Annotated in this window: 19 protein-coding genes, 5 tRNA genes and 1 pseudogene; 15 read left to right on the top strand and 10 right to left on the bottom strand. The window is 61.9% G+C overall.

The annotated features are described in order from the left end of the window. Positions 1-140: 140 nt before the first annotated feature. From EKH55_RS06470 to EKH55_RS06445, 6 genes are all read left to right on the top strand, one after another. On the top strand, positions 141-581 hold the full coding sequence (locus EKH55_RS06470; protein ID WP_069457760.1) for a VOC family protein: 441 nt from the start codon (positions 141-143) through the stop codon (positions 579-581). 359 nt (positions 582-940) lie between these two features. Beyond that, positions 941-2,257 carry a D-Ala-D-Ala carboxypeptidase family metallohydrolase gene (locus EKH55_RS06465; RefSeq protein WP_151611953.1) on the top strand — a complete coding sequence of 439 codons (1,317 nt, stop codon included), beginning with the start codon at positions 941-943 and terminating at the stop codon, positions 2,255-2,257. A gap of 196 nt (positions 2,258-2,453) precedes the next feature. Beyond that, a tRNA-Glu gene (locus EKH55_RS06460) sits at positions 2,454-2,529 on the top strand. A gap of 214 nt (positions 2,530-2,743) precedes the next feature. Then, a tRNA-Glu gene (locus EKH55_RS06455) sits at positions 2,744-2,819 on the top strand. 82 nt (positions 2,820-2,901) lie between these two features. Next, positions 2,902-2,976, top strand: a tRNA-Glu gene (locus EKH55_RS06450). Positions 2,977-3,168: 192 nt separating this feature from the next. Further along, a tRNA-Glu gene (locus tag EKH55_RS06445) sits at positions 3,169-3,244 on the top strand. A 72-nt stretch (positions 3,245-3,316) separates the two neighbouring features. Here the strand turns inward: EKH55_RS06445 and recJ are convergent. The 4 genes from recJ to EKH55_RS06425 form a co-directional block, all read right to left on the bottom strand. Then, positions 3,317-5,119 carry a single-stranded-DNA-specific exonuclease RecJ gene (recJ, locus tag EKH55_RS06440; protein ID WP_069457761.1) on the bottom strand — a complete coding sequence of 601 codons (1,803 nt, stop codon included), beginning with the start codon at positions 5,117-5,119 and terminating at the stop codon, positions 3,317-3,319. Between the two features lie 135 nt (positions 5,120-5,254). Further along, positions 5,255-6,574 (bottom strand): homoserine dehydrogenase, encoded by a 1,320-nt coding sequence (locus tag EKH55_RS06435; RefSeq protein WP_069457762.1) that lies wholly within the window; start codon positions 6,572-6,574, stop codon positions 5,255-5,257. Between the two features lie 83 nt (positions 6,575-6,657). After that, on the bottom strand, positions 6,658-7,875 hold the full coding sequence (locus tag EKH55_RS06430; RefSeq protein WP_069457763.1) for an LL-diaminopimelate aminotransferase: 1,218 nt from the start codon (positions 7,873-7,875) through the stop codon (positions 6,658-6,660). 125 nt (positions 7,876-8,000) lie between these two features. Then, positions 8,001-8,303 carry a hypothetical protein gene (locus tag EKH55_RS06425; protein WP_069457764.1) on the bottom strand — a complete coding sequence of 101 codons (303 nt, stop codon included), beginning with the start codon at positions 8,301-8,303 and terminating at the stop codon, positions 8,001-8,003. A gap of 109 nt (positions 8,304-8,412) precedes the next feature. Here EKH55_RS06425 and phaC point away from each other — a divergent pair, with 109 nt between their 5' ends. From phaC to radC, 4 genes and pseudogenes are all read left to right on the top strand, one after another. Beyond that, the gene (phaC, locus tag EKH55_RS06420; RefSeq protein WP_069457765.1) at positions 8,413-10,254 is read left to right on the top strand and encodes a poly(3-hydroxyalkanoate) polymerase subunit PhaC; all 1,842 of its coding nucleotides are present in this window, start codon (positions 8,413-8,415) and stop codon (positions 10,252-10,254) included. Positions 10,255-10,312: 58 nt separating this feature from the next. Further along, positions 10,313-11,033: pseudogene (gene sfsA / locus EKH55_RS06415) on the top strand (DNA/RNA nuclease SfsA). Between the two features lie 28 nt (positions 11,034-11,061). Beyond that, on the top strand, positions 11,062-11,901 hold the full coding sequence (map, locus tag EKH55_RS06410; RefSeq protein ID WP_069457767.1) for a type I methionyl aminopeptidase: 840 nt from the start codon (positions 11,062-11,064) through the stop codon (positions 11,899-11,901). After that, complete coding sequence (gene radC, locus EKH55_RS06405; RefSeq protein ID WP_151611184.1) at positions 11,898-12,689, top strand: RadC family protein; 792 nt, start codon at positions 11,898-11,900, stop codon at positions 12,687-12,689. The genes map and radC overlap by 4 nt, the downstream gene beginning before the upstream one ends. 12 nt (positions 12,690-12,701) lie before the next feature. On the opposite strand, the gene EKH55_RS06400 is transcribed toward radC, so the two are convergent. Continuing rightward, positions 12,702-13,760, bottom strand: coding sequence for a magnesium and cobalt transport protein CorA (locus tag EKH55_RS06400; protein ID WP_069457769.1), 1,059 nt, complete (start codon positions 13,758-13,760; stop codon positions 12,702-12,704). 363 nt (positions 13,761-14,123) lie between these two features. On the opposite strand from EKH55_RS06400, the gene sthA reads away from it, so the two are divergent. Beyond that, a complete protein-coding gene (gene sthA / locus EKH55_RS06395; protein WP_069457770.1) occupies positions 14,124-15,527 on the top strand; it encodes a Si-specific NAD(P)(+) transhydrogenase in 1,404 nt (467 codons plus the stop codon). Positions 15,528-15,715: 188 nt separating this feature from the next. Here sthA and tig read toward each other — a convergent pair whose 3' ends face one another. After that, complete coding sequence (gene tig / locus EKH55_RS06390; protein ID WP_151611183.1) at positions 15,716-17,194, bottom strand: trigger factor; 1,479 nt, start codon at positions 17,192-17,194, stop codon at positions 15,716-15,718. A gap of 502 nt (positions 17,195-17,696) precedes the next feature. Between tig and EKH55_RS06385 the strand changes: the two genes are divergently transcribed. The 4 genes from EKH55_RS06385 (at position 17,697) to trmFO (ending at position 20,951) form a co-directional block, all read left to right on the top strand. After that, positions 17,697-17,779, top strand: a tRNA-Leu gene (locus EKH55_RS06385). Positions 17,780-18,653: 874 nt separating this feature from the next. After that, a complete protein-coding gene (locus EKH55_RS06380) occupies positions 18,654-18,797 on the top strand; it encodes a DUF1127 domain-containing protein (RefSeq protein WP_069457773.1) in 144 nt (47 codons plus the stop codon). Positions 18,798-19,287: 490 nt separating this feature from the next. After that, on the top strand, positions 19,288-19,431 hold the full coding sequence (locus tag EKH55_RS29675; RefSeq protein ID WP_069457774.1) for a DUF1127 domain-containing protein: 144 nt from the start codon (positions 19,288-19,290) through the stop codon (positions 19,429-19,431). 101 nt (positions 19,432-19,532) lie between these two features. Beyond that, positions 19,533-20,951, top strand: a complete 1,419-nt coding sequence (gene trmFO, locus EKH55_RS06370) for a methylenetetrahydrofolate--tRNA-(uracil(54)-C(5))-methyltransferase (FADH(2)-oxidizing) TrmFO (protein ID WP_069457775.1) — start codon at positions 19,533-19,535, stop codon at positions 20,949-20,951. Between the two features lie 3 nt (positions 20,952-20,954). On the opposite strand, the gene EKH55_RS06365 is transcribed toward trmFO, so the two are convergent. The 4 genes from EKH55_RS06365 to secDF form a co-directional block, all read right to left on the bottom strand. After that, on the bottom strand, positions 20,955-21,419 hold the full coding sequence (locus tag EKH55_RS06365) for a hypothetical protein (RefSeq protein WP_069457776.1): 465 nt from the start codon (positions 21,417-21,419) through the stop codon (positions 20,955-20,957). Between the two features lie 158 nt (positions 21,420-21,577). Beyond that, positions 21,578-22,420, bottom strand: a complete 843-nt coding sequence (locus tag EKH55_RS06360) for a phytoene/squalene synthase family protein (RefSeq protein WP_069457777.1) — start codon at positions 22,418-22,420, stop codon at positions 21,578-21,580. 21 nt (positions 22,421-22,441) lie between these two features. Further along, positions 22,442-22,828: an Mth938-like domain-containing protein gene (locus EKH55_RS06355; protein ID WP_069457778.1), complete on the bottom strand. Its 387-nt coding sequence runs from the start codon at positions 22,826-22,828 to the stop codon at positions 22,442-22,444. 1 nt (position 22,829) lies between these two features. Beyond that, the gene (gene secDF, locus EKH55_RS06350; RefSeq protein ID WP_069457779.1) at positions 22,830-25,376 is read right to left on the bottom strand and encodes a protein translocase subunit SecDF; all 2,547 of its coding nucleotides are present in this window, start codon (positions 25,374-25,376) and stop codon (positions 22,830-22,832) included. Between the last annotated feature and the right edge of the window lie 28 nt (positions 25,377-25,404).

Below are 25,404 nucleotides of genomic sequence, written 5' to 3'. Positions count from 1 at the left end.
GACCAGAATAACATCGTCCCGCCGCGCCTGCGCAAGTCCCTCAACATATTTTGGCCGGGACCATTTATGACGGCACAGCCTTGCCTCTGGCTTGCCGGCGCTTAAGTATACGCCATCTTCCGCAAAACAGGGACAATCCAATGCGATATCTGCACACGATGGTTCGCGTAAAAAGTCTGGACCAGGCTCTCCACTTCTATTGCACGCTGTTCGGCCTTCAGGAAATTCGCAGGATCGAAAACGAGAAAGGCCGCTTCACCCTCGTCTTCCTTGCCGCCCCCGGTGATCTCGAGCGCGCAAAGGGCGAGGCCTCCCCTTGCCTCGAGCTTACCTACAACTGGGACCCGGAGGACTATACCGGCGGCCGCAATTTCGGTCACCTCGCCTATGAGGTTGATGACATCTACGCCTTTTGCAAGCAATTGATGGACAACGGCGTCACGATCAACCGCCCGCCGCGCGATGGACATATGGCCTTCGTCCGCTCGCCCGACGGCATCTCGATCGAGATCCTGCAGAAGGGCGGTCACCTGCCGATCGAGGAACCCTGGGCCTCCATGCCCAATACCGGAACCTGGTAAGCCTCGCGCAACCCAAGACTCACAATTTCACGACGCGAGAGTGGCAAAGTATTGATTCAATCGAGCGAGGCCCGGGCGGATCGCCCGGCTTTCAGATGGGTTTCGTCGGCGGAATAGGTTAGTCCAGATTTACGAATCGGACGTCCCTTCAACTTGCCGAGCCATAAGTTGAAACGGGGCTGATGCCCGCGTATCGACATGCGCGCGGCGAGCCCTTTACTTGGCCTGGGCTATCGCGCGGCGCTTCGTTTTTCGCCGCAAGGGAATAGGTGTCTGTTCCGGCCGTCGGTCGGAGCCGAGACTTGACGCATGCCGTGCTCGAACGGGCAAAGGGATGCGAGTAGTGCGGAGTAATGACATTGCAGCATATAGGCTCAAGATGGCCGCTCCTCTCGATCGGACGCGCCACGGCACTGTCCGTATCGCTGTTGGCGCTCACCGGCTGCGTCTCGGCGATTGCCGAAGGCGACGGGTTGAATCCGCAAGATCTCCAGCAGTCCACCTCGCAAGCCGCTCCCGCCGATAACGAAGCCAGCACGCCAGAGGGTAACGTTGTCGCGCTTAGCGACGAAGGGTCCACGCCGCTGCAGGGCGAGGACGTGCCGGCACAAGCCGGCCCGGACGCGACTGCCCTGCAACAGGGATTGACGATGCAGAGCACCGCGTTGCGTGCCGCATCGTCGAGCATCTACGGACAAGCGCCGGCGTCCGCGGCCTTTCCGGCCGAACAGGATGCGCCCGGCCCCCGGCCAGCCATTAATGCGACGACCAATAGTCTCTTCGGTACAGCTCAGCCGCCAGCGCAGCCGGTGATCCTGCCGCAGCAGGGCGCTAGCAACGAATCACCGGCCACGGCCCCGATCGCTGCCGAGAAAGTTGCGGTATCGGCGACAGCGGCCGAAGATAATCTGCCCGCCACGGTTCCATTGCCGCTCAGTGCAGGAGCCGCACTCGCCGGCGAAGTCTCGGCGGCGCTTCAGCCGGTAGAGGTCGCCTCCGCGGACCAGATTCTGCAGCCCGAGATGCTTTCCGCCCCGGTGACCGATTCCGGCAAATCGGAACCGGAAAGGACATCCAAGGCCTGGAGCTTCGCAAGCCTCTTCGCACCCAAGCGCAAGGAGAAGCCACGCAACGGCGGCACGCGCAATACGCAGGCCTCCGAGAAGAAGACGACCACGGCCAATGATGCGCCGGGACCGCAGGTGGCCTCCCTCGCCTATAATTCGTTGCCGGGCGTCAACATGAAGCCGCTCTTCAATATGGAACATGCGGACCATATGGCCGAGGACGACGAGCCGGTCGAAGTCGCCACTCTCTCCGGGCTTGCCCGGCTTGCGCCAAGCGGGCTCGTTTTGCAGACGGAGAAGGTGGAAACGGGCTGCTTCAAGCCCGAGCTGCTGCAGCTCTTGAAGATGGTGGAGCAGCGCTATGGCCAGAGGGTCATGGTCACGTCCGGGCTTCGTCCCATCAAGGCCAGCCGGAAACGGCAATCCCTGCATACGCGCTGCGAGGCGGCAGATATCCAGGTGAAAGGCGTAAGCAAATGGGAGCTGGCCGACTACCTGCGCAACCTGCCCGGCCGCGGCGGCGTCGGCACCTATTGCCATACCGAATCCGTGCATATCGACATCGGCCCGCAAAGGGACTGGAACTGGCGATGTCGCCGCAAAGGCTAGCGTATCGATATTTGGAAAGAATCTTGAAGGACGCACGGGCGATAAGCGAGGGGCTCCCGATCCGGTCGTCACTTTTCTGAAAGAAAATGAAGTTTTCCACTTGCGGGAATCCGAAGCCGTCTCTATAAGCCGCCTCGTCCTGCAGCGCCGCACGTCTTTTCAGACACGCAAAGATCGCTGCAGCACATCACAGTAGGCGCCCATCGTCTAGCGGTCTAGGACGCCGCCCTTTCACGGCGGAAACACGGGTTCGAGTCCCGTTGGGCGTGCCACTCTTCCATCTCAATACTTGCGGATACTTCAGAAGCGCATGCACGCGCCAGCCTTTGCTAAGGTCATGAAGCAATGCTCTTAAACTTCCGCAGGAAAATCAAAATAATCGCTTTTGCACACTTGCGGGAATCCAAACGCCCCTCTATAAGCCACCTCGACTTACGGCGTGCGCATCATTTGGATGCACAAAGGATTGCCGTAACGCTTCAATGCGCGCCCATCGTCTAGCGGTCTAGGACGCCGCCCTTTCACGGCGGAAACACGGGTTCGAGTCCCGTTGGGCGTGCCATTTCCTGCTTGCCAAAATCTCTTTCTTTCCTTTATCGTGTCGGCTTCCGGCTGCCGTGATTGCGGTTTGGCCGGGTTGGTAGGCGCCCATCGTCTAGCGGTCAGGACGCCGCCCTCTCACGGCGGTAACACGGGTTCGAGTCCCGTTGGGCGTACCAACTCGTCAGGCAGAAGCGGCCGGCTCGGTCGCAGTCGACCTGCTTAGCGTTTTCCAGGCCGTTATACAGAAAAAATCGTCCAGGCCGACGTGTGGTCCCTTGCGGGAATCCGAGGCCGTCTCTATAAGCCACCTCGTCTTACGGCGTTGCGCATCATTTTGATGCACAAGGAATGCTGTAACGCTTTAATGCGCGCCCATCGTCTAGCGGTCTAGGACGCCGCCCTTTCACGGCGGAAACACGGGTTCGAGTCCCGTTGGGCGTGCCACTTCCCACCTCACAGGAAACTTCAGGAAAGCCTCGCAAGGCACGGATTCGACAATTCTATGTCGGGACAGCGTCAGTCGACCCTGGCCGCGTCGGTCACCCGCACCTGGACGCGCCGTGATCCCTGCCAGAGATCGGCCGAAATTGATCCGGCAACATGGATCAATGAACCCCTTTTTCCGAGCAGGAAGTCTCCAAGCGGCGTTCCCGCTGCCCGGAACGCGATGCCGTCGATCCGGCTGCCATCCTGGCCCTCGAGCGTCACCTTCACGTGATTGGCGCCGACCTGCCTGCTGTCGCGCAGACGGTGCTGGGGAAAGGCGAACAGGGGCTGCGGATGGCCGGAGCCATAGGGGCCTGCCTGATCCAGGAGATCGACGAGTCCGAGCGTCGCACCGGCGGCCGCAAGCGCACCGTCGACTTTAAGCGTCTGGACGGCGACCAGATCGCGAACAGTGCTCTCGGCGTGTTCCTCGAAGAACCGGCGAAGCTTGCCGAGCTTGCCGCGCTCGACCGTCAACCCCGCCGCCATTGCATGGCCGCCGCCTTTCACGAGCAAACCGTTCTCGACCCCGGCACGCACGAGCCTGCCCATGTCGAAGCCATTGATGGAACGGCCGGAGCCGGTGCCCTTGCCGTTCGGGTCGAAGGCGATGGCAAAGGCCGGCCGGCGGAACTTTTCCTTGATGCGCGCCGCGATGAGCCCGACGATGCCGGGATGCCAGTTTTCCCGCGCGGTGACGATAACCGAGGCACCCTCGCCCGTTCCGTATTCGGCCAGCACTTCCGCCTCGGCTTCGGCGAGCATGGCCGCTTCCATGGCCTGGCGCTCGCGGTTGAGCTCGTCGAGCTGCCCGGCAATGGCCTCCGCGGCCGAAGCGTCGTCAAGCGTCAGGAGTCGGCTGCCAAGCGCGGCGTCGCCGATGCGCCCGCCGGCATTGATGCGCGGTCCGATCAGGAAACCGAGATGATAGGGCGTCACCGGCCCGCCGATCGCCGCCTTGCGCAGCAGGGCCGCAAGGCCCGGATTGCCCATGTGCCGCGCAGCGATCAGCCCCTTAACGACATAGGCGCGGTTCAGGCCCTTAAGCGGCACGACGTCGCAGACGGTCGCCAGCGCGACGAGGTCGAGCTGCGCCAGCAGGTCGAACGAAGCGGTCCGTGCGCCGCCCGCGAGGCGCAGGACGCGCAGCGTGTTGACGAGTACCAGATAGACGACGCCGGCCGCTGAAAGATGCCCCTGCCCCGACAGATCGTCCTCGCGATTCGGGTTGACCAACGCATGGCAGGGAGGAAGCGCAGTGCCGACCTGGTGATGATCGATGACGACGACGTCGACCCCACGCTCGGCGGCTATTGCGAGCGACTCATGGCTGGTCGAGCCACAATCGACCGTGACGATAAGATTGGCGCCATTGTCGATCAATTGCTCGATCGCCTGCGAGTTCGGACCATAACCTTCGAAGATGCGGTCAGGAATATAGATCTCGGCCCTTAGGTCGAAGTGGCGCAGGAAACGCAGCATGAGCGCGGATGATGCCGCACCGTCGACGTCGTAATCGCCGAAGATCGCCACCTTTTCGCCGCGCCGGATCGCATGCGCCAGCCGCTCCGCCGCCTTGCGGCAATCGGTCAGGGCGTCCGGATCCGGCATCAGCGCGCGGAGCGTCGGATCGAGGAAAGCCGCCGCATCGTCCAGGCTCACGCCCCGGCCGGCTAGCACCCGAGCGATGAGCTCGGAATGGCCATGGACCTGGCTGATCGCCAACGCCCGATTCTGCCCCGCCTGATCGAGACGCGAGACCCAACGCTGACCGCTGACCGATTGCTCGACGCCGAGAAACGCCCGTTGGATGGGATCCGCCAATACGTCCATCTTGCCTACCCGTGCGAAGTTCCCCCGTTCTTAACGAAGATTTCGGCGGGGAAAAACCGGCCGGCCAGCAGCCACGCCGCGGAAGACACGTCCTTCAGCGGTTTCTCAACAGTTTTAATCGAAGAGGCGTGAGGCTTACGGCTTCGGGCGCTCGATCCGGATCACCTGAGGCTCGCCGACGAGATAGCCCTCGCCCCTGATCGAAGAGATCGCTTGGCGCACGGAGGCCTCGAAGGTCGCATGCGTTACCAGGATGATCGTCTTCGGCTCGGCGGCATCCAGGTAGTGGGTGGAATGCTGCATGATCGATTCGAGAGATATGTCGTTCTCGGCCATGTGCCCGGCGATGTTCGCAAACACGCCCGTGCGATCGAGGACCTTCAGGCGGATGAAATACCCGCCTTCATGGCTGCGCATGCGTGCGCGCTTATAGGGAAGCAGCGCCGTTGCCGGGCGCCCGAAGGCGGGCACGTGCTGCGCGCCCGGACGGCTCTTGGCAATATCTGCGATATCGCCCAGCACGGCCGAGGCCGTGGCGTTGCCGCCGGCACCGGGGCCGACCATCAGGAGTTCGCCGAGAATGTCGGATTCGATCGCGACTGCGTTGGTCACGCCATCGACCTGAGCGATGACGGAATCGTAGGGCACCATGGTCGGATGGACGCGCTGCTCGATGCCGCTTTCGGTACGCTGGGCCACGCCGAGCAGCTTGATGCGATAGCCGAGATCGGCGGCCGCATGAATGTCCTCGATCGAGATATTGGTGATGCCCTCGAGATAGATGTCGTCAGCTGCGATCGCCGTGCCGAATGCAAGGCTCGTCAGGATCGATAGCTTGTGCGCCGTGTCGTTACCTTCGATGTCGAAGGCCGGATCCGCCTCCGCATAGCCGAGACGCTGGGCCTCCTTGAGGCAATCCCCGAAGGAGAGCCCCTCCTTCTCCATCTGCGTCAGGATATAGTTGCAGGTCCCGTTCATGATCCCGTAGACGCGCGAGATCGTGTTGCCCGTCATCGATTCGCGCAGCGCCTTGATCACCGGAATGCCGCCGGCAACGGCAGCTTCGTAATTGAGCAGCGCCCCACGCTCCTCCGCAATACCGGCAAGCTCGATACCGTGAGCCGAAAGGAGCGCCTTGTTTGCGGTGACGACATGGATGCCGCGGTTCAGCGCCGCCTTGACCGATGCATAGGCCGGATCTCCGGCGCCGCCCATCAGTTCGACGAAAACATCGATGTCGGCTTCCAAGGCAAGGGCAATGGCGTCCTCATGCCAGGCGGCCTTCGATAGATCGACCCCGCGATCCCTATTGCGATCCCTCGCGGCCACGGCAACGATTTCAATCGCCCTTCCGCACGTGGTTGCCAGCATCTCTTGACGTTCCTGGACAATCCGGACGAGCGAGGCACCAACCGTGCCCAAGCCCGCAACGCCGATTTTGAGGGCATCTGCCATAGCAAGGTTCCTAACGGGTAGAAGGCGCCCCGCCACGCGGACGGGGCCGATTTCGGCGTGAGAAGCGGCTCAAGTCCCGCTTTCTAACGGCGTGTGTTCAGCGAAACGACATTATGCATCGTCTCGTCGGCGGTCGAGAAGAAGCGCTTGATGCTGCGCGCCGCCTGGCGGATGCGATGCTCGTTTTCGACGAGGGCCAGACGCACATAGTCGTCGCCCTGCTCGCCAAAGCCGACACCGGGGGCGACCGCCACATCGGCCTTCTCGACGAGCAGCTTCGAGAACTCCAGCGAGCCCAGATGACGGAACTTCTCCGGAATCTTTGCCCAGGCGAACATCGTCGCCGGCGGCGGCGGCACCTCGAAGCCCGCCTTTCCGAAGCTCTCGACCATCACGTCGCGTCGGCGCTTGTAGATATTGCGGACCTCCGCGATGTCGCTGCCATCGCCGTTCAGCGCCTGGGTCGCCGCAACCTGGATCGGCGTGAATGCGCCATAGTCGAGATAGGACTTCACCCGTGTCAACGCCGCGATCAGCCGCTCGTTGCCGACCGCAAAGCCCATGCGCCAGCCCGGCATGGAGAAGGTTTTCGACATCGAGGTGAATTCGACCGTCACGTCGATCGCGCCCGGCACTTCCAGCACCGACGGCGGCGGAACGTCGTCGAAGTAGATTTCCGAATAGGCGAGATCCGAAAGCACGATGATGTCGTGCTTCTTCGCGAAGGCGACGACCTCCTTGTAGAAATCAAGCGTCGCGACCTGCGCCGTCGGGTTGGAGGGATAGTTGAGAACGAGCGCCAAGGGCTTCGGGATCGAATGCCTGACGGCCCGCTCGAGCGGCGGAAAGAACGAATCGTCCGGCTCGACGGGGATCGAGCGGATGACGCCACCGGCCATCAGAAAACCGAAGGCATGGATCGGATAGGTGGGATTCGGGCAGAGAATAACGTCGCCCGGCGCGGTGATCGCCTGCGCCATATTGGCGAAGCCTTCCTTCGAACCGAGGGTCGCGACGACCTGCGTCTCGGGATTGAGCTTCACGCCGAAGCGGCGCGCATAATAGGCGGCCTGCGCGCGTCGCAACCCCGGAATGCCCCTCGACGACGAATAACGGTGCGTTCGCGGGTCCTGCACGACTTCACAGAGCTTGTCGACGATCGACTGCGGAGTGGGAAGATCGGGGTTGCCCATGCCAAGGTCGATGATGTCGGCCCCGGCGGCTCGCGCACTTGCTTTCAAACGGTTGACCTGTTCGAAAACATAGGGCGGCAGGCGCCGGACTTTGTGAAACTCTTCCATCTCCAGACCTCGTTTGGCACGCGCTTCTGCGAGCCGATGCGGCTATCGCTATAGCTTGCGCGGGGTGAACGGCCGACATTGCGGCCATTGAACGCTTTGCGGCCAAATCAGCGGAAACGCAAGCGCTAATTCTCGATCTGTTTCAGCGTGTCTGCGCCGTGCTGTTCGGCCAGCGCCCGCATTTCCTTCAGACGCCGCTGATACTCAGCCTCCGAGATCGAGCCGGATCGGCGCTGTGCCGCAAGCGCCGTCAAGCGCTCCTGCTGGTTCAAGGCTTCCTCATCGGTCATCTGCCCCATGGCGGCGGGCTTTTGCCCATAGACCGAGGGATAGCTTTGGAGATCGGCGGTCGAGTTGCAGCCGGCGAGCACGGTTGCGAGCATCAGCCCGGAAAAGATGGAAATCGAACGCTGCTTTCCGACATGCATGCTGGCAATGAACCTCTGTTTTGCGGCGCGATGATGCGCTAGCCCTTGTAATCATTTTCAGGCAGAATGTAAAAATACAAAACAAACAAGACGCTGCGGAGGGCACCGGGTGACAGGAGACAAGGTCGACGACACCACGAGCAAGAGCGGTTTTGCTGGCTTCGATCCGAAATCGGTCGAGCCCTACATCGTCAAGGATCCCGAAAGTCTTGCAATCAACCTGGCACGCGCTGCCGAACATATGGGAAAAGCTGCGTCCGCGTGGCTCGCGCCACGCGAGACCGGCCACAGGGCCGAAACCTACGAGCCCGTCTCCGACATGGTGAAGACGCTTTCGAAGGTCACCGAATATTGGCTCTCCGATCCGCGCCGGACGTTGGAAGCGCAGACCAACCTGATGGGAAGCTTCTTCGGGATCTGGTCGCGAACGATCCAGCAGATGGCCGGTGACAGCGTCGCCGAACCGGAGGCAATCCAAAGGGAAGACAAGCGCTTCGCCGACGAGGACTGGGTGAAGAATCCCTTCTTCGCCTTCATCCGCCAAGCCTATTTCGTCACCTCCGACTGGGCCGAACGCATGGTCGAGGACGCCGACGGACTGGACGACCACACCCGGCTGAAGGCGGCCTTCTATATCCGCCAGATTTCGAGCGCGCTTTCGCCGAGCAATTTCATCACCACCAACCCTCAGCTCTACCGGGAAACCGTCGCATCCAGCGGCGCCAACCTCGCCAAGGGCATGCAGATGCTGGCCGAAGACATCGCCGCCGGGCGCGGAGAGTTGCGGCTGAGACAAACGGATACGAGCAAGTTCGCGATCGGCGAGAACATCGCGATTACTCCCGGCAAGGTGATCGCCCAAAGCGACGTCTGCCAGGTCATTCAATACGAGGCAAGCACCGAAACCGTGCTCAAGCGGCCCTTGCTCATCGTCCCGCCCTGGATCAACAAATTCTACGTGCTCGACCTCAATCCCCAGAAGTCCTTCATCAAATGGGCGGTGGATCAGGGCCACACGGTTTTCGTGATTTCCTGGGTCAATCCCGACGAGCGTCATGCCCGAAAGGACTGGGAGGCCTATGTGCGCGAAGGCATCGACTTCGCGCTCGACACGGTGGAGACGGCCACGGGCGAACGCGAGGTCAACGCCGTCGGCTATTGCGTTGGCGGCACGCTGCTTGCAGCAACGCTGGCGCTCCACGCCGCCGAGCGTGACAACCGGATCCGTTCGGCGACCCTCTTCACCACCCAGGTGGATTTCACCTATGCGGGCGACCTCAAGGTTTTCGCCGACGAGGATCAGATCCGCCAGGTCGAAGCGAAAATGAACACGATCGGATATCTCGAAGGTTCGAAGATGGCGACGGCATTCAACATGCTTCGCGCCTCCGAACTGATCTGGCCCTATTTCGTCAACAACTACCTGAAGGGCCAGGAGCCGATGCCCTTCGATCTGCTCTACTGGAACTCCGATTCGACGCGGATGCCGGCGGCGAACCATTCCTTCTATCTTCGCAACTGCTATTTGGAGAACAAGCTCGCAAAGGGTGAGATGGTGCTGGCCGGCAAGCAAGTCTCGCTTGGCGACGTGACTATCCCCATCTACAACCTCGCCACCAAGGAGGACCACATCGCCCCGGCGAAATCCGTCTTCCTCGGCAGCCAGCTCTTCGGCGGCAAGGTCACGTTCGTGCTGTCCGGATCCGGCCACATTGCCGGCGTCGTCAATCCGCCGGACAAGAACAAATACCAGTTCTGGACCGGCGGTCCCGCAAAGGGCGAACTCGAAGCGTGGTTCGACAAGGCGAAGGAGACCCCGGGCTCCTGGTGGCCGCATTGGCAGCACTGGATCGAACAACTCGACGATCGCCGCGTCTCTGCCCGCAAGGCAGGCGGGCCTCTGAACGCGATCGAAGATGCGCCGGGCTCCTACGTGCGCGACCGCGCATAGCTCATAAAGCCGATCTGCGGTCGCACCGACTTATCGTGGTTCAGCGGAAACATTGCTTGTGAAATTCTCCCGACCGCTCGTTCCAGCGACGCTCGTACAGCGTTACAAACGCTTCCTCTTCGATGCCGTCCTGGTCGACGGCACGCGCATCACCGGCTCCTGCCCAAACACCGGCTCCATGCGTGGTCTGACGACGCCCGGCTCGGCAGTCTGGTTGTCCGAACACGACGCACCCACCCGAAAGTATCGCCACATGCTCGAGATCGTCGAGGTCGACGGCCTGCTCGTCGGCATCAATACGGGATTGCCGAACCGCATCGCGGAGGAGGCGATCGCGGCCGGCATGGTCAGCAATCTGCACAACTATCAAACGCTTCGTCGCGAGCAGCGATACGGCCGTAATTCGCGCATCGACATCCTGCTCAGCGATCCGGAAAAGGGCCTCGCCTATGTGGAGGTGAAAAACGTTCATTTCAGCCGCGCCGCGGGCCTGGCGGAGTTCCCGGACAGTCCGACCGAACGGGGCCGCCAAGCATCTGGACGAACTCGCAGACGTGGTCGAGGCGGGACACCGGGCGATCATGCTTTATCTTGTCCAAAGAAACGATTGCGGTGTCTTGCGCATATGCCGCGAACTCGATCCGGTCTATGCTCGTGCCTTCGAGAGAGCGGCTGCACGCGGCGTCGAGGCCTATGCGGTTCGATGCACCGTTTCACCCTTCGGGATCGAACCGGTCGCAGCGGTGACAGTGGACGAACCGGTCTCCGCTGTTCTATGAATGCGCCTGCAACAACGAAAGTCTGGGAATGGTCACTTACATCGAGGCCGGCGCGGCCCCTTACAAGAACACCGGCGCCATCCGTCTCTACGGGCCGGAAGGATTTGAAGGCATGCGCAAGGCCTGTCAGGTGACGGCGCGCTGCCTGGACGAACTCGTGACGCGTGTCCGGCCCGGCGTGACGACGGAAGAAATCGATCGCTTCGTGTTCGAATTCGGCATGGACCATGGTGCACTGCCCGCCACGTTGAACTACCGCGGCTACACAAAATCCTCCTGCACCTCCATCAACCACGTCGTCTGCCACGGCATTCCGAACGACAAACCGTTGCGCGAGGGAGACATCGTCAATATCGACGTCACCTATGTGGTCGACGGCTGGCACGGCGATTCGAGCCGGATGTATCCGGTCGGTGAGATCAAGCGCGCCGCCGAGCGACTGCTCGAGGTGACGCATGAGTGCCTGATGCGCGGCATCGCCGCCGTGCGCCCCGGCGCGCGCACCGGCGCGATCGGCGAAGCAATCCAAAGCTATGCCGAAGCCGAACGCTGCGCGGTCGTGCGCGATTTCTGCGGCCATGGCGTCGGTCGGCTGTTCCACGATGCGCCGAACATCCTGCACTACGGCAATGCCAATGAAGGGCCGGAGCTGAAGGAAGGCATGATCTTCACGATCGAGCCGATGATCAATATCGGCCGGCCGCATGTGAAGGTGCTGTCGGACGGTTGGACGGCCGTCACGCGGGATCGATCGCTGTCGGCGCAGTACGAACACACGGTCGGCGTCACGGCGGATGGCTGCGAAGTCTTCACATTGTCACCGGCCGGCCTGTTCAAGCCCGGCATCAGGGCATTGGGCACCGCGTGACGAAGCCTCCGCCTCGCTTCGAATCGGAAGCATTGCCGCCCGCAGACGAACGGCAGTTCTTTGCGCAGCAGAAGACGGGAAGACGGGAAAGGCCGCCAGCGCTCGGCGGCACCACGGAGGCGCATTATCATGGCCACCGCGATCGCCTGCGGAGCCGTTTCCGCGAACAGGGCGAATCGGCACTCGCGGACTACGAAATACTCGAGCTCATTCTCTTTCGACTGATCCCCCGCCGCGACACCAAGCCGATCGCCAAGGCTCTGCTCGCCCGCTTCGGTACGCTTTCGGCCGTTTTTGGCGCGCCTCAACATCTGTTGCAGGAGGTCAAAGGGATTGGCGAAACGGTCGCGCTCGACCTGAAACTCATCGCGACGACGGCTCAGCGGCTGTTGAAGAGCGAACTGCGCAACAAGCAGGTTCTTTCCTCATGGAGCGCGGTGATCGATTACTGCCATGCCGCGATGGCGCATGAAACGAAGGAACAGTTCCGCATCCTGTTTCTCGACAAGCGCAATGCGCTGATCGCCGACGAGGTGCAGCAGCAAGGCACCATCGACCATACGCCGGTCTATCCGCGGGAGGTGGTCAAACGGGCGCTGGAGCTTTCTGCAACGGCTTTGATTTTAGTGCACAATCATCCGTCCGGCGATCCGACGCCCTCGCGTGCCGACATCGACATGACGAAGTTGATCTCGGATGCCGCCAAGCCGCTCGGTATCACCGTCCACGACCATATCATCATCGGCAAGGACGGTCATGTCAGCATGAAGGGGCTGCGGCTTTTCTGAACCGCTTTGCGCTCAAAGCCACCGGGCCCTGCGGAACAGCCGATAAAGCGTGATGCATAGCACGAAGATGATCGCCAGAATGATGAAATAGGCGTAACGGAACTTCAGTTCCGGCATTTCCTCAAAATTCATGCCGTAGATGCCAGCAACCGCCGTCGGCACCGCAAGTATCGCGGCCCAGGAGGCCAGCTTGCGTGATATCTCCGTCTGCTCCGATTGTCCGATCATGAGACTCGCCTCGAAGGTGAAGGCAAGGACCTCGCGAAGCGCGTCAATATCCTCCTGGACCCGGCGCACGTGATCCGTGACGTCACGGAACAGCGGCTGCATCGCAGCCTCCATACCGGGCAGTTCCAGATGCTCATGTCGCCGGCAGACGTCCACCAGCGGAACGACGGCATTGCGAAGGCGAAGCAGGTTCCGCCGCAACATGTACAGGTGCTCGATATCGACCTTGGCCAACCGGTCACGCAACAGGCGGTCTTCCAGTGTTTCCACCTCGTCATGAATTACTTCGACGACCGGCATATAGTTATCGACGATGAAGTCGAGGATCGAATAGAGGATGTAGTGCTCGCCGTGCGCGAGAGCCGTCGGTGAGGCTTCGCAGCGCTGTCTCACCGCCATGTATGATGTCGAGGGACCGTGGCGGACAGAGACGACATAGCCGCGTCCGACGAAGAGGTGGGTTTCGCCGAAAGCAATCTCCTCACCCGTCATATGCGCCGTGCGGGCCACGACGAAGATCGCGTCGCCGTAAATTTCGAGCTTGGGACGCTGATGGGCTTTGCCGGCGTCTTCGATGGCGAGGTCGTTGAGGTCGAATTCCGATTGCACCTGCCTCAGAAGTCCCTCGTCCGGCTCGTGCAGGCCGATCCAGATCACCACGCCCTCGCGATTGCGCCACTCTCCGGCCTCTTCGATCCGGATTTCGCGCAGCCGGTGCCCATGCCGATAGACGGCTGCCGCGATCACGCCTGGTCGATGGCTCGCCGCATCCGCCTGCCCGTCGACAACGGCAGGGCCGCGCCCCGCCGCGGCATCGCCACCTTTCGTCCACTCGAGCGCCATGCTGACAGGTCTCCCGCTTCCCCCCGTGCAGCATAATCGCATTTCGGATGGGACGCATCCAGAACAGATGATTACGGCATTCAACATCAGCCGAACGTGGATTGACGCTATAGCTGTGCCCGCGCGAAAAGTGCCGCATCGCACAGACGATTCTCTGGCGCTGCCCGCGCCGCGCCTCTTATCAGATGCGCAAAGGTCGCTGAGTCGCTGTATGTCCTTAAATCAACGGTGATTTAAGGAGAAATGCGATAGGAGCGGGATGCGCTCACATGCGTTCGCGCCACCGCTCTGGCCGTTGGTTTGCCGCATTTGCGCGACGTCAGGTGGTTCACCCGACTACATAAGGCTCTAGGGGAAGCGTTCATGACCCAATTCGATCTCATCGTCGTCGGCAGCGGACCGGCCGGTCGCAGAGGCGCCATTCAGGCTGCCAAGCTCGGCAAGAAGGTACTCGTCGTCGAGCAAGGCAAGCGCGTCGGCGGCGTCTCCGTCCACACCGGGACGATCCCCTCCAAGACATTGCGGGAAACCGCGCTCAATCTCTCCGGCTGGCGCGAGCGGGGCTTTTACGGCCGCTCCTATCGGGTGAAGCAGGAAATCAGCGCCGAGGACCTGCGCCGCCGCCTCATCATCACGCTCAATCACGAGGTCGAGGTGCTGGAGCATCAGTTTGCTCGCAACCGCGTCCAGCACATTCGCGGAAGGGCGAGCTTCGTCGCCCCGTCGACGCTCGAAATCACCAAGGACGACGGGGAAAACCTCCTCGTCACCGGCGCCAGCATTCTGCTTGCCGTCGGCACGAAACCCTTTCGCCCCGACTATATGCCCTTCGACGGCAAGACCGTCGTCGATAGCGACGAGCTGCTTGAGATCAAGGAATTGCCGCGATCACTCGTCGTGATCGGCGCGGGGGTGATCGGCATCGAATATGCAACCATCTTCAGCGCCCTCGATACGCAGGTCACGGTGGTCGATCCCAAGAGCACGATGCTCGATTTCATCGACAAGGAGATCGTCGAGGATTTCACCTATCAGCTTCGCGATCGCAGCATGAAGCTCTGCCTCGGGCAGAAGGCCGAAAAGGTCGAGCGGCTCGATAGCGGCAAGGTTGCGCTTACGCTCGACAACGGCCGCAGGATCACAACCGACATGGTTCTGTTTGCCGCCGGGCGGATGGGCGCGACCGATGCGCTCAATCTTCCGGCCGCGGGCCTCGAGGCCGACAGCCGGGGACGCCTCAAGGTCAATCCCGAAACCTTCGAAACGGCCGTGCCGAATATCTTTGCCGCGGGTGACGTCGTCGGCTTTCCAAGCCTTGCCTCGACCTCGATGGAACAGGGGCGCGTCGCCGCGCGCGTTGCCGTCGGTGCCATTGCCAAGGAGCCGCAGAAATATTTCCCCTATGGCATCTACGCGGTGCCGGAAATCTCCACCTGCGGTCTTTCCGAAGAGGAGGTCAAGGAACGCGGCATCCCCTATGAATGCGGCATCGCCCGGTTCCGGGAGACGTCCCGCGGGCACATCATGGGGCTCGATGCCGGCCTCTTGAAGATGATCTTCTCGCTAAAGACCCGCCGCCTCCTCGGGGTGCACATCATCGGCGAAGGCGCGACCGAACTCGTGCATATCGGCCAGGCGGTCCTGAACCTGAAGGGTACCGTCGAATACTTCGTCGAGAACACCTTCAACTATCCGACGCTCGCCGAAGCCTACAAGATCGCCGGGCTCGACGCCTGGAACCGGATGGGCGAGATCAAAGTGGGTTAAGGTTTAGTCAGGTGGACGCACGTGACGAGGCTGTGGCGACCGGTGGGAATCGGCTCGCGTCAGCCCCTCCGGCATTTCGTCCGCCGCTCCAGCAGTTTCTTTTGCGCAGGCCTACGCGACACATCAATCCCCTTCGAATCAAAAAGGCCGCCCGGAGGCGGCCTTTGCATCTTTGCCGAAGATGCCGATTACTCGGCGCTTTCGTCCGCGACCTTCTTCTTGGCCGGGGCCTTCTTCTTCGGAGCGGCAGCCTCTTCGCCTGCGGCAGCCTCGGTCTTGGCGGCCGCCTTCTTCTTGGCAGGCGCCTTCTTGGTGGCCGGCTTTTCCTCCGCCTCGTCGTCAGCCATCAGATCTTCCTTGGAAACCGTCTTGTCGGTCACCGAGATTTCCGAAAGCAGGTGATCGACGACCTTTTCTTCGAAGATCGGTGCGCGTAGCGAAGCCGCGGCGCCGGGCGTGTTCTTGAAGTAATCGTAGATCTGCTTTTCCTGGCCCGGGAACTGGCGCAGCTGCTCGAACAGCGAGCGCTGCATCTCCTCGTCGCTGACCTGAACGCCCGCCTTTTCGCCTATCTCGGAAAGGACCAGGCCGAGGCGGACGCGGCGTTCCGCGAGCTTGCGGTACTCGGTACGCGCTTCCTCTTCCGTCGTGTCTTCATCGGCGAAAGTCTTGCCGGCCTGTTGGAGGTCGGTGTTGATCTGGCGCCAGATGTTCTCGAACTCGGCATCGACGAGACGCTCCGGCGTTTCGAACTGATAGAGCTCGTCGAGCTGGTCGAGCAGTTGGCGCTTGACCTTCTGCCGGGTAACCGAGCCGTACTGGCTTTCGATCTGGCCGCGGACGATCTCCTTCAGCTTGTCGGCCGATTCGAGGCCGAGCTTGGTGGCGAGGTCGTCATTGATCTCGATCGGAGCCGCGGCGGCCACGTCCTTCACGGTGACGTCGAAGGTTGCTTCCTTGCCGGCAAGATTGGCTGCCGGGTATTCGGCCGGGAAGGTGACGGTGATGGTCTTCTCGTCGCCGGCCTTGGCGCCGACGAGCTGTTCTTCGAAGCCCGGGATGAAGCGGTTGGAACCGAGCACCAGCTCGGCGTCCTCGTCCTTGCCGCCGTCGAAGGCAACGCCGTCGACCTTGCCCAGATAATCGATGGTGACGCGATCGCCGTTCTCCGCCTTGCCCTTCTTGGATTCATAAGTGCGGGCGCTCTCGGCGATGCGGAGGATCTGTTCGTTGATCTCGTCCTCGCCGATTTCCACGACTTCGCGGGTCACCTTGATGCCGCTGACATCCTTGATCTCGATCGCCGGGATGATCTCGTAGGCGACGGTGAATTCGAAATCCGCTTCGGCCTTGAGGATCTTGTCGGCTTCGGCCTCGTCCTCAGTCATGGCGATTTCCGGCTGCGTGGCCGACTTCTCACCGCGATCCGTCAGGATCTCGGTCGGCTTTTCGCGCACGAGCTCGTTGACGAGATCGGCCATGATCGACTTGCCGTAGACCTTCTTCAGATGCGCGACCGGCACCTTGCCCGGGCGGAAGCCGTTGATGCGGATACGGTCCTTCACCTCAGCCAGACGCTCGTTCATCCGAGCTTGCATTTCGTCGGCCGGAATCACGACCTTGAGTTCGCGCTTCAGCCCTTGAGCGAGCGTTTCGATAACCTGCATGTTCAAACCTTCACTTCACGTTGACAGCGCTCTTGCCCCGCAGGGCCTGGCGAGCACTTGAACCGATCCATTTGCCGGGAGTGGCTTTCGCAATTCCGGAACCGTTTTGCAAGTAAAATGGCACTTGCCTGCCCTCCTCACGCTCGAATGCCGATACTTTGGCTCAGATATCGTCTCGGCCGCTGGAGAACTTGCCATCTCCATACAACACCGCGCTAACCCGGAACGCGGGCGCCGGCATGCCAATGCTGCCCGTCTGGCAGAGCATTGCGGGCACACGGCACAGTTCGCGGCGTGTCACGGGCGCCAAATACACCCGTTGGCCCGCGAATGGCAAGCATTTCCGGCACGATCGCGGTGCTGAAGCCGCAAATCCTGGAGGGCGGCCCGCGCACTCCCGTTGCGAGCGTGCTTGCCTCCGCCACGCCCGCTTGCAGGCAGACGCCACCAGGCTTGCCAAAAGGGCCGTCATTGTTCTACAGGCTTGAGCAACACCTTGCCTGCCCGGTTGGTGGAATTGGTAGACACACTTGGTTTAGGTCCAAGCGCGCGAGCATGGGGGTTCGAGTCCCTCACCGGGCACCACTTTTGCAGCTGAGCACTAAAGCCTCGCCCGCGGACCGTTGGTCGGCGGCCGCCCGAGATGTCCCCCTGCCTCCTGAAGACCTACTGACAACGGTCTGCGCAGGGCGCATATCTTCCATGTTGATATTGCACTGCACAAATCGGCCCGCGCTCGCTATATTGGAACCATCGAAGGCGACCAAGGTTATGAGCCAGGAAGCCGCGGATTGGTCTCCCGTCAACCAATAAGACCCGAGCATGAGCTCGAAGGAATTCGACGCGACGTCATCCTCCTCCCGGCGTCGTATCGATAAGATTGGCAACACTCCTCCTCCCGGTTGCCAATCGCCCATATGACGCCCGCCGGACCTCCTCCCCCGGCGGGCGTTATTTTTGCACCTGCGAATGTCGATCTCCCCTTCACGCCGCCAGTTGCCCGAATGCGCAATATCGGAGCAGTTGCGCGGGAGAATACGACGCCGGTATGCGATTGGCGCATAGGTGCCATTCAACCTGCGCCCTACACAAATCAGGGGCTCGCGCCTATCTCCAATCAACGATCGGGAAGCGTCCTCCTCCTCCCAGCGCTCCCGGACGGATTGGCAACACTCCTCCTCCCAGTTGTCAATCAGGATAGGCAGCGCCCGCCGGATCTCCTCCCCCGGCGGGCGTTGCTTTTTTGCTGCGTGTCGAAGGTCTCGTCAGTCCTCCGGGCGGATATCCACCGCCCGGAACGGAAGATCAAGGGTGAGTAAACGGCGGAAAGAGGGATGCATAACGCGCATGGGTGCGATGCAGCATCGGCTCTGTTTTCGAAGTCCAAATCGATTATATTCCAACCATGAGATGAGGGCCGGCAAGAAAGCGCTGGCAAGACCTTGGAAAGGAAAGCATCATGAACTTCGCACGTTCTTTCAACAACTGGCGCAAGTATCGTCAGACCTGCACCGAACTCGGCCGCATGAGCGACCGCGAGCTGAACGACCTCGGCATCGGCCGCGCCGACATCCCCTACGTCGCGCGCCAGGCCGTCAAGTAATCTGCGCATCGAGCTTTCCGAGGATCGGGTACGATTCTCGGGCCGATGCGCTTACAGCGACCTTTGCACGTGAACGTGCGGCGCTGCAGCTTCGCGGCCGACGACGGCATCGAAAAACGCCTACCGGCTCCTGCCGGCGGGCGTTTTTTTTCATCTGGCCCCCGTCAAAGGATCAGCCCCTACCTCGCACCTGCGAAGGCTCGTTGATCCGCCCCCGCGCACCTCCCCGCGGCATCCGGCGGGACGTATGCGACGTTTCCGAAATCCAAGAAAACCAGAACGTTACGGTCAGAGCGGCATCATCCCTCAACGGAATACCGGTGATGCATTTTCGAGCCGCCGGGACCTTTGCACAGGAATTCGGCGATGCAGTGCACAAATGCATAGCAGATGCATCTTCTTTGCACTCCATCTTCCCATTAGACAAGCGTATAAGAACCTCAACGACGCAGACAATCACTGTCGCGAACAGATCTTGAGGAAAACGACCATGAACCCCCTTCGTATCGCAAAAAGCTGGATCAACTACCGCCGTACCGTCGCCGAACTGGGCGGCCTGTCGAACCACGCTCTCAACGACATCGGTATCACCCGCTATGATATCCGCAACATTGCGGCCCGCTCCTTCCGCTGAGTTGGAAGCAAGCCTTCAAACCCACCAAAACGGCGCCTTCGGGCGCCGTTTCGTTTCTTCGCCAATTGGAACCGAGGAAGGGCTATGGTAGGAAGCCGCGCATGAAAACGACTTCCTCCTCTCTTTCTCCCATCCATGTCATCGGCGGCGGACTTGCCGGCTCCGAAGCCGCTTGGCAGATCGCCGAAGCCGGCGTGCCGGTCGTCTTGCATGAAATGCGCGGCGTGCGCGGCACCGACGCGCATAAGACCGATGGCCTCGCCGAACTCGTCTGTTCGAACTCTTTCCGCTCCGATGACGCCACCAGCAATGCGGTCGGCGTGCTGCATGCCGAAATGCGCCTGGCGGGCTCGCTGATCATGCGGGCAGCCGACAGCAATCAGGTGCCGGCCGGCGGGGCGCTTGCCGTCGATCGCGAGGGCTTCTCCGCCGCCGTCAGTGCGGCTATCCAAGCCCACCCACTGATCACGGTGCTGCGCGAAGAAGTAACCGGCTTGCCGCCGAGGGAGTGGGATCTCGCAATAATCGCCACCGGGCCGCTGACCGCGCCCGGTCTCGCAGAAGCAATCCGCCAGGAAACGGGCGCCGATGCGCTCGCCTTTTTCGACGCCATCGCCCCGATCGTCCACACGGACACGATCGACATGGATATCTGCTGGCATCAATCGCGCTACGACAAAGTCGGCCCGGGCGGCACGGGCAAGGACTATATCAACTGCCCCATGACCGAGGAGCAGTACAATGCCTTCGTCGATGCGCTGCTTGCCAGCGATACGACCGGCTTCAAGGAATGGGAAGGCACTCCGTATTTCGATGGCTGCCTGCCGATCGAGGTCATGGCCGAGCGAGGGCGGGAAACGCTGCGTCACGGACCGATGAAGCCGATGGGCCTCACCAATGCGCATAATCCCGGCGTCAAGCCCTATGCCGTCGTCCAGTTGCGCCAGGATAATGCGCTCGGAACCCTCTACAACATGGTCGGCTTCCAGACGAAGCTGAAATATGGCGCCCAGACGGAGGTCTTCCGGATGATTCCGGGCCTTGAGAAGGCTGAATTCGCCAGGCTCGGCGGTCTGCACCGCAACACCTACATCAACTCGCCGACACTGCTCGACGGGTCGCTGGCGCTGAAATCTCGCCCGGGCCTTCGCTTCGCCGGGCAGATCACCGGCTGCGAGGGCTATGTGGAGAGTGCCAGCATCGGGCTGCTCGCGGGCCGCTTCGCCGCAGCGGAGCGCAAGGGTGAAGCACCGTCATTGCCGCCAGCCACCACTGCCTTCGGCTCGCTCCTGAACCACATCACAGGCGGCCACATCGTTTCCGACGACGAGCCAGGCAAGCGCTCATTCCAGCCGATGAACGTCAATTTCGGGCTGTTCCCCCCTCTGGAGCCCGGCGCGCTGACCAGGCCCGAAGGAGCCAAGCGATTCCGCGGCAAGGAAAAGGCGCTGGCCAAGAAGCAGGCGACGGCGTCGCGTGCGCTCGCCGATTGCGCGGCCTGGCTCGGCGCAGCCTTTTGAAGCTCACTCCCGAGCCCGTGCCGATTCAGCCGCATCTAAGGAGGATGCGAACTCCGATTGAGGACTGAAGCTGCCGAGCAGCCACAGCGAGACCTCGGCGGCCTCCGCGGCCGTCCGAAATTCGAAGCTGTTGTCCAGGTAGGCGAAATCCGGGAAGTGCGCGATCAGCCCCCGGCCGCTTTCGGAGCCATTCACCCGCACCTTTCCCGGCTGAATGACATGGCAGACATAATGCGAGCCGTGAGACTGGATGAAGCCGGCCTTGCCGTCGTGCAGACGCAGGAAGATTGCCCTGCCGTCGATGGTCGAGTGCAGGGCCCGGATTGCCTCGTCCGGGAAGGCTCGGCCGAATTCCACCATTGCCAAGCCCGCATCCGGGTTGGCGACGTCGCGCTCCGCGCGCGCATTCATCCGCATATAGAATGCGCCGGCGCAAACAACCAAAGCGATGAACAGCAACCACAGCATTGTCGCGAGCCTCTTCCAGGCGGGATCTATAGTTCGGTGTTCTACCGCTTCAGACTTGCGCCAACTTGACCAGTGTACATCGCCTAAATCGACGTCGACCTGCGGCGCTGTCCTATGGAATCCAAGCAGACAATCGTCAGAAACCCACGATTGTCTGCTTAGAAGTGCCGCCGCCGACTAGCCCTCCACATCCACCATTGCCGCTGCCACTGCGGCGGTTGAATGGACTGCTTGAGGATGCCCCCTGCCGCCGCCTCGGCGCGGGAGAAGACCGGTTCGGCCAGGGCGATCGGAGTGAACGCCGCGAAGTTCCGCGGAGAAATCGATCCCATGCTGCCGCGGGCCTTCATCAGATGATCACGGCCGAGACCGCAGAACGCCTGCACGGCCCTGCCGATCGCGTCCTCGTCGCGCCCCTCGAGCAGCGTCTCCCTGTCGAGGCCCGTCGCACTCAGGATCTCCCCCGGGAAATAGACCTGTCCGCGCCGACTGTGCAGCGGCAAGAGCAGCAGCAGGCCGGCAATCGTCTGGGCAACGCCGGCATGGCCGGCCGCTTCCGCCGAAGCGGCTGCATTCTCGGGATCGAGGATCAGGGACGCGAGCTGGATCAACGCCGATGCCGTTTCGCCCGCATAGCCCTCCAAAGCCGACCGGTCCTCCATGGGATCGTCATAGAGATCGAAAATCCGCGCGTCGATCATGTTCTGCAGAACGGCGACCGGCAGGCGATGTTCACGGATGCAGGCAAGCAGTGCTTCGGCGATCGGATGCCCCTCGCCTGTCGACTGCTCATTGCCCAATACGTCGCGCCACCATTGCAGCCTGATTTCTCCTGGCAGGGGTTCGCGAATGACGTCGCGAACCCGCGCAATCTCTGCGTAGAAAGCGTAGAGAGCCGCCAGGGCATGCCGTTTCTCCTGGGCCGAGAGGAGGCAGGCCAGGTAGCGATCGCGGTCCGTATCCCGCAGCATTGCGAGAATCTGGGCATCAGGCGGTTGCACGGCTTGGACTTCCTTCGCTCGTCAAACTGCGATCAGCGCCGCGGCGACGGCACGCGATTCTGCCAACATGACGTTGTAGGTCCTGACCGCCGCACCGGTATTCATGGGATCCGAGGAAATATTGGCGGCCTTGAGAACCGCCTTCAGATCCGCGGGCAAAGGCCGGATCTCGCGCCCCGTACCGACGAGCAGCACTTCGATTTCGTGCGCCTCTTGCAGAATGCGCTGGAATTTGGCGATCACCAGCGGATCGCCCTCCACCATGTCCCAGGCGTAGACGCCGGAAGGCAGCATCAGCACCGAGCCACGGTGCGACATGTCCGCGAAACGGAAACCGCCATTGCCGTAGGCATCAATCGGCGCGCGCCCCGGAAAATGCGCTTCGCGCATTTCAATGCCTTTTGCCATGTCAGGGTGCACCCTTTGCTGTCTGTTCCCGCGTCCCTTCCGGCTCTCCCAACTCGCTATCGAGCCCAATGTTGCGGCGGCCGAAGAGAATGAGCACCGGCCCCGCGATATAGATCGAGGAGAGAGTGCCGACAAGCACGCCGAAAAGGAGGATCGCGCTGAAGGATTCGACAAGACGACTGCCGCCAAAGAGGTAGAGGGCGGCAAGCGCCAGCGCCGTCGTCAAGGCCGTCAGAACGGTACGGGAAAGGGTCTGATTGATCGACGTGTCGATCAAGACCGAAAGCGGCATCCTGCGGTAGCGCACGAGATTCTCGCGGATGCGGTCGTAGACTACCATCGTATCGTTCAGCGAATAGCAGACGATCGTAAGCAGCGCGGCAAGACTCACGAGGCTGAATTCCACCCCCGTGACGGCGAGGAAACCCACACTGAGGAGCACGTCGCAGAACACTGCGACGATGGCGCCGGTGGCGAACTGCCAACCGAAGCGGAGCCAGACGTAAAGGACGACGGCCAGCATCGCGGCTGCGACCGCAAGCGTTCCCGCGCGCGTCAACTCCCCGGAAACCGCCGGCCCGACCACATCCACGCGCCGAAGCAGATAATCATCCTGGAGTTCGGCACGCAGCAGATCGACCGCGGTTTGTTCGGCATTGTCGCCAGCTTCGTGCGAAGGAATGCGCACGAGAACGTCACGCGGAGAGCCGAGCGGCTGGATGCGGGCGTCGCCGAGATTCAGTTCGTCGAGACGCGCGCGAATACCGGCGATGTCTGCGGCATCCGTCTTCGCACGCAGTTCGACAAGCGAACCGCCCTTGAAGTCGGCACCCATGTTAAGGCCAACGCCGACGAGGACGACGAGCGCCGAGAGCGAAAGCGCCGCCATCAAAATGAAAACCGGGTTGCGGATCGCCATGAAGCGCATATCGGCTTCAGCGAAAAAGCCCGTGCGAATGCCTCTCGGCAGGTGCCGCGGCCGGCGGCGCCGATACCAGCCGCGAATGAGGCGACGCGTGAGGCTGTGCGCCGTCAGAATTGTGGTGATGCTGCCGATGGCAAGCGTGGCCGCAAAACCGCGCACGGCGCCGGCACCGAGGAGGAAGAGAATGGCCCCGGCGGCGAATATCGAGAGATTTGCGTCGAAAATGCTTCTCAACACACGCGAAAAGCCATTGTCGAGCGTTTGCCGCAATGGTTCGCTGCTGTTGCGCGCCTCCTCCCGCAGCCGCTCATAGATGAGCACGTTCGAGTCGACTGCCATTCCGACCGTAAGAATGATTCCCGCAATTCCGGGCAATGTCAGCGTCACGCCCAGCTGGGACAGGGCGGCGATGATCAGCACGAGGTTGACGACGAGCGCCGCCACGGCGACGACTCCGAAAAACCCGTAGAAGCCGACCATGCAAGCCGCAACGGCCAGCGCAGCGATCAATCCTGCCTCAAGACCGCTTTCGATGGCATCCATGCCGAACTCGGGCCCAACGGTGCGTTCCTCGATGACCGTGAGAGAAACGGGCAGCGGGCCCGCCCGCAGCACTGCGGCGAGGTCGTTCGCCCCCTCTTCCGACATTGCGCCTGCGATACGGACCGTATCCCCGCTGAACGCATCGGCGATGGTGGGCGTCGACATGACCTGGCCGTCGAGCACGATTGCGAACTGCCGCTCCGCATCCGCCTGCAGCGTCGGTGCAATCCGGGACAGGGCCTCTGGCTTGAGGGTGACGTCGACGGCGGGCTCCCCGCTTGATGGATCAGACACCGGCTGCGCCGAGAGAAAGTCCTCGGGACCGACAAGCGAGCGCCTTTCGACGAGGTAGGGGATCGGCGGATCGTCGAGCGAGTAAAGAACTTCGGACGATGCCGGCGGACGCTGATCGACCGCCTGCTCAGCCGGCATCGACAGATCGAGCCAGTGGAAGCTGACCTTCCCGCGCTGGCTCAAAACATCCTTGAGCCGTTGCGGGTTATCCAATCCCGGCACCTGCACCCTGATGCGGTCTGCGCCGCGGCGCGCGATTGAGGGCTCGAGGGCGACGACCTCGCCAACACGTCGGCGAATAGCTTCGACGGCGTGCGACACCGCCTCGGCCAAGCGGCGATCGATAGCCTCATCTCTCAGGCGGAAGCGCAGAGATCCCGCCGCCGTCGATGGCTCCGCGGCAAGTTCAGCCTCATCGTCCGGCGCCGTCAATGCGCGCAGGGCTTCGCGTGCGTCCTGCAGCTTCGCGGCGTCGCGAAGCCGAAACTGAATGGCCTGACCGCTTCCGGAAAGGCGCGCATAACCGATATCCGCCGCCCTCAGTGCCCGGCTGATCGCATCGATGGTCGCATCCAGTTGCTCGGCCACGATGTCGTCGCGGCTGACCTTCAGCGTGATGTCAACACCGCCTTGCAGATCGAGCCCTAGCGGGACCTGGCGATGCGGCAGCCAGTTCGGCCAACCGGCAAGCTGCTCCTTCGGGAGGAAGTTCGGCAGTGCGAAGGCAAAACCGGCCAGAACGACGAGCCAGATAACGGCGTTCTTCAGCGGCGAGAATTTGGGCATGCGTCGAATGCTCCATCGCCAGGCCCAG

This window comes from Sinorhizobium alkalisoli (assembly GCF_008932245.1).
In the GTDB taxonomy this organism is placed as follows: domain Bacteria; phylum Pseudomonadota; class Alphaproteobacteria; order Rhizobiales; family Rhizobiaceae; genus Sinorhizobium; species Sinorhizobium alkalisoli.
This window is presented reverse-complemented; position numbering and strand designations above follow the sequence as displayed.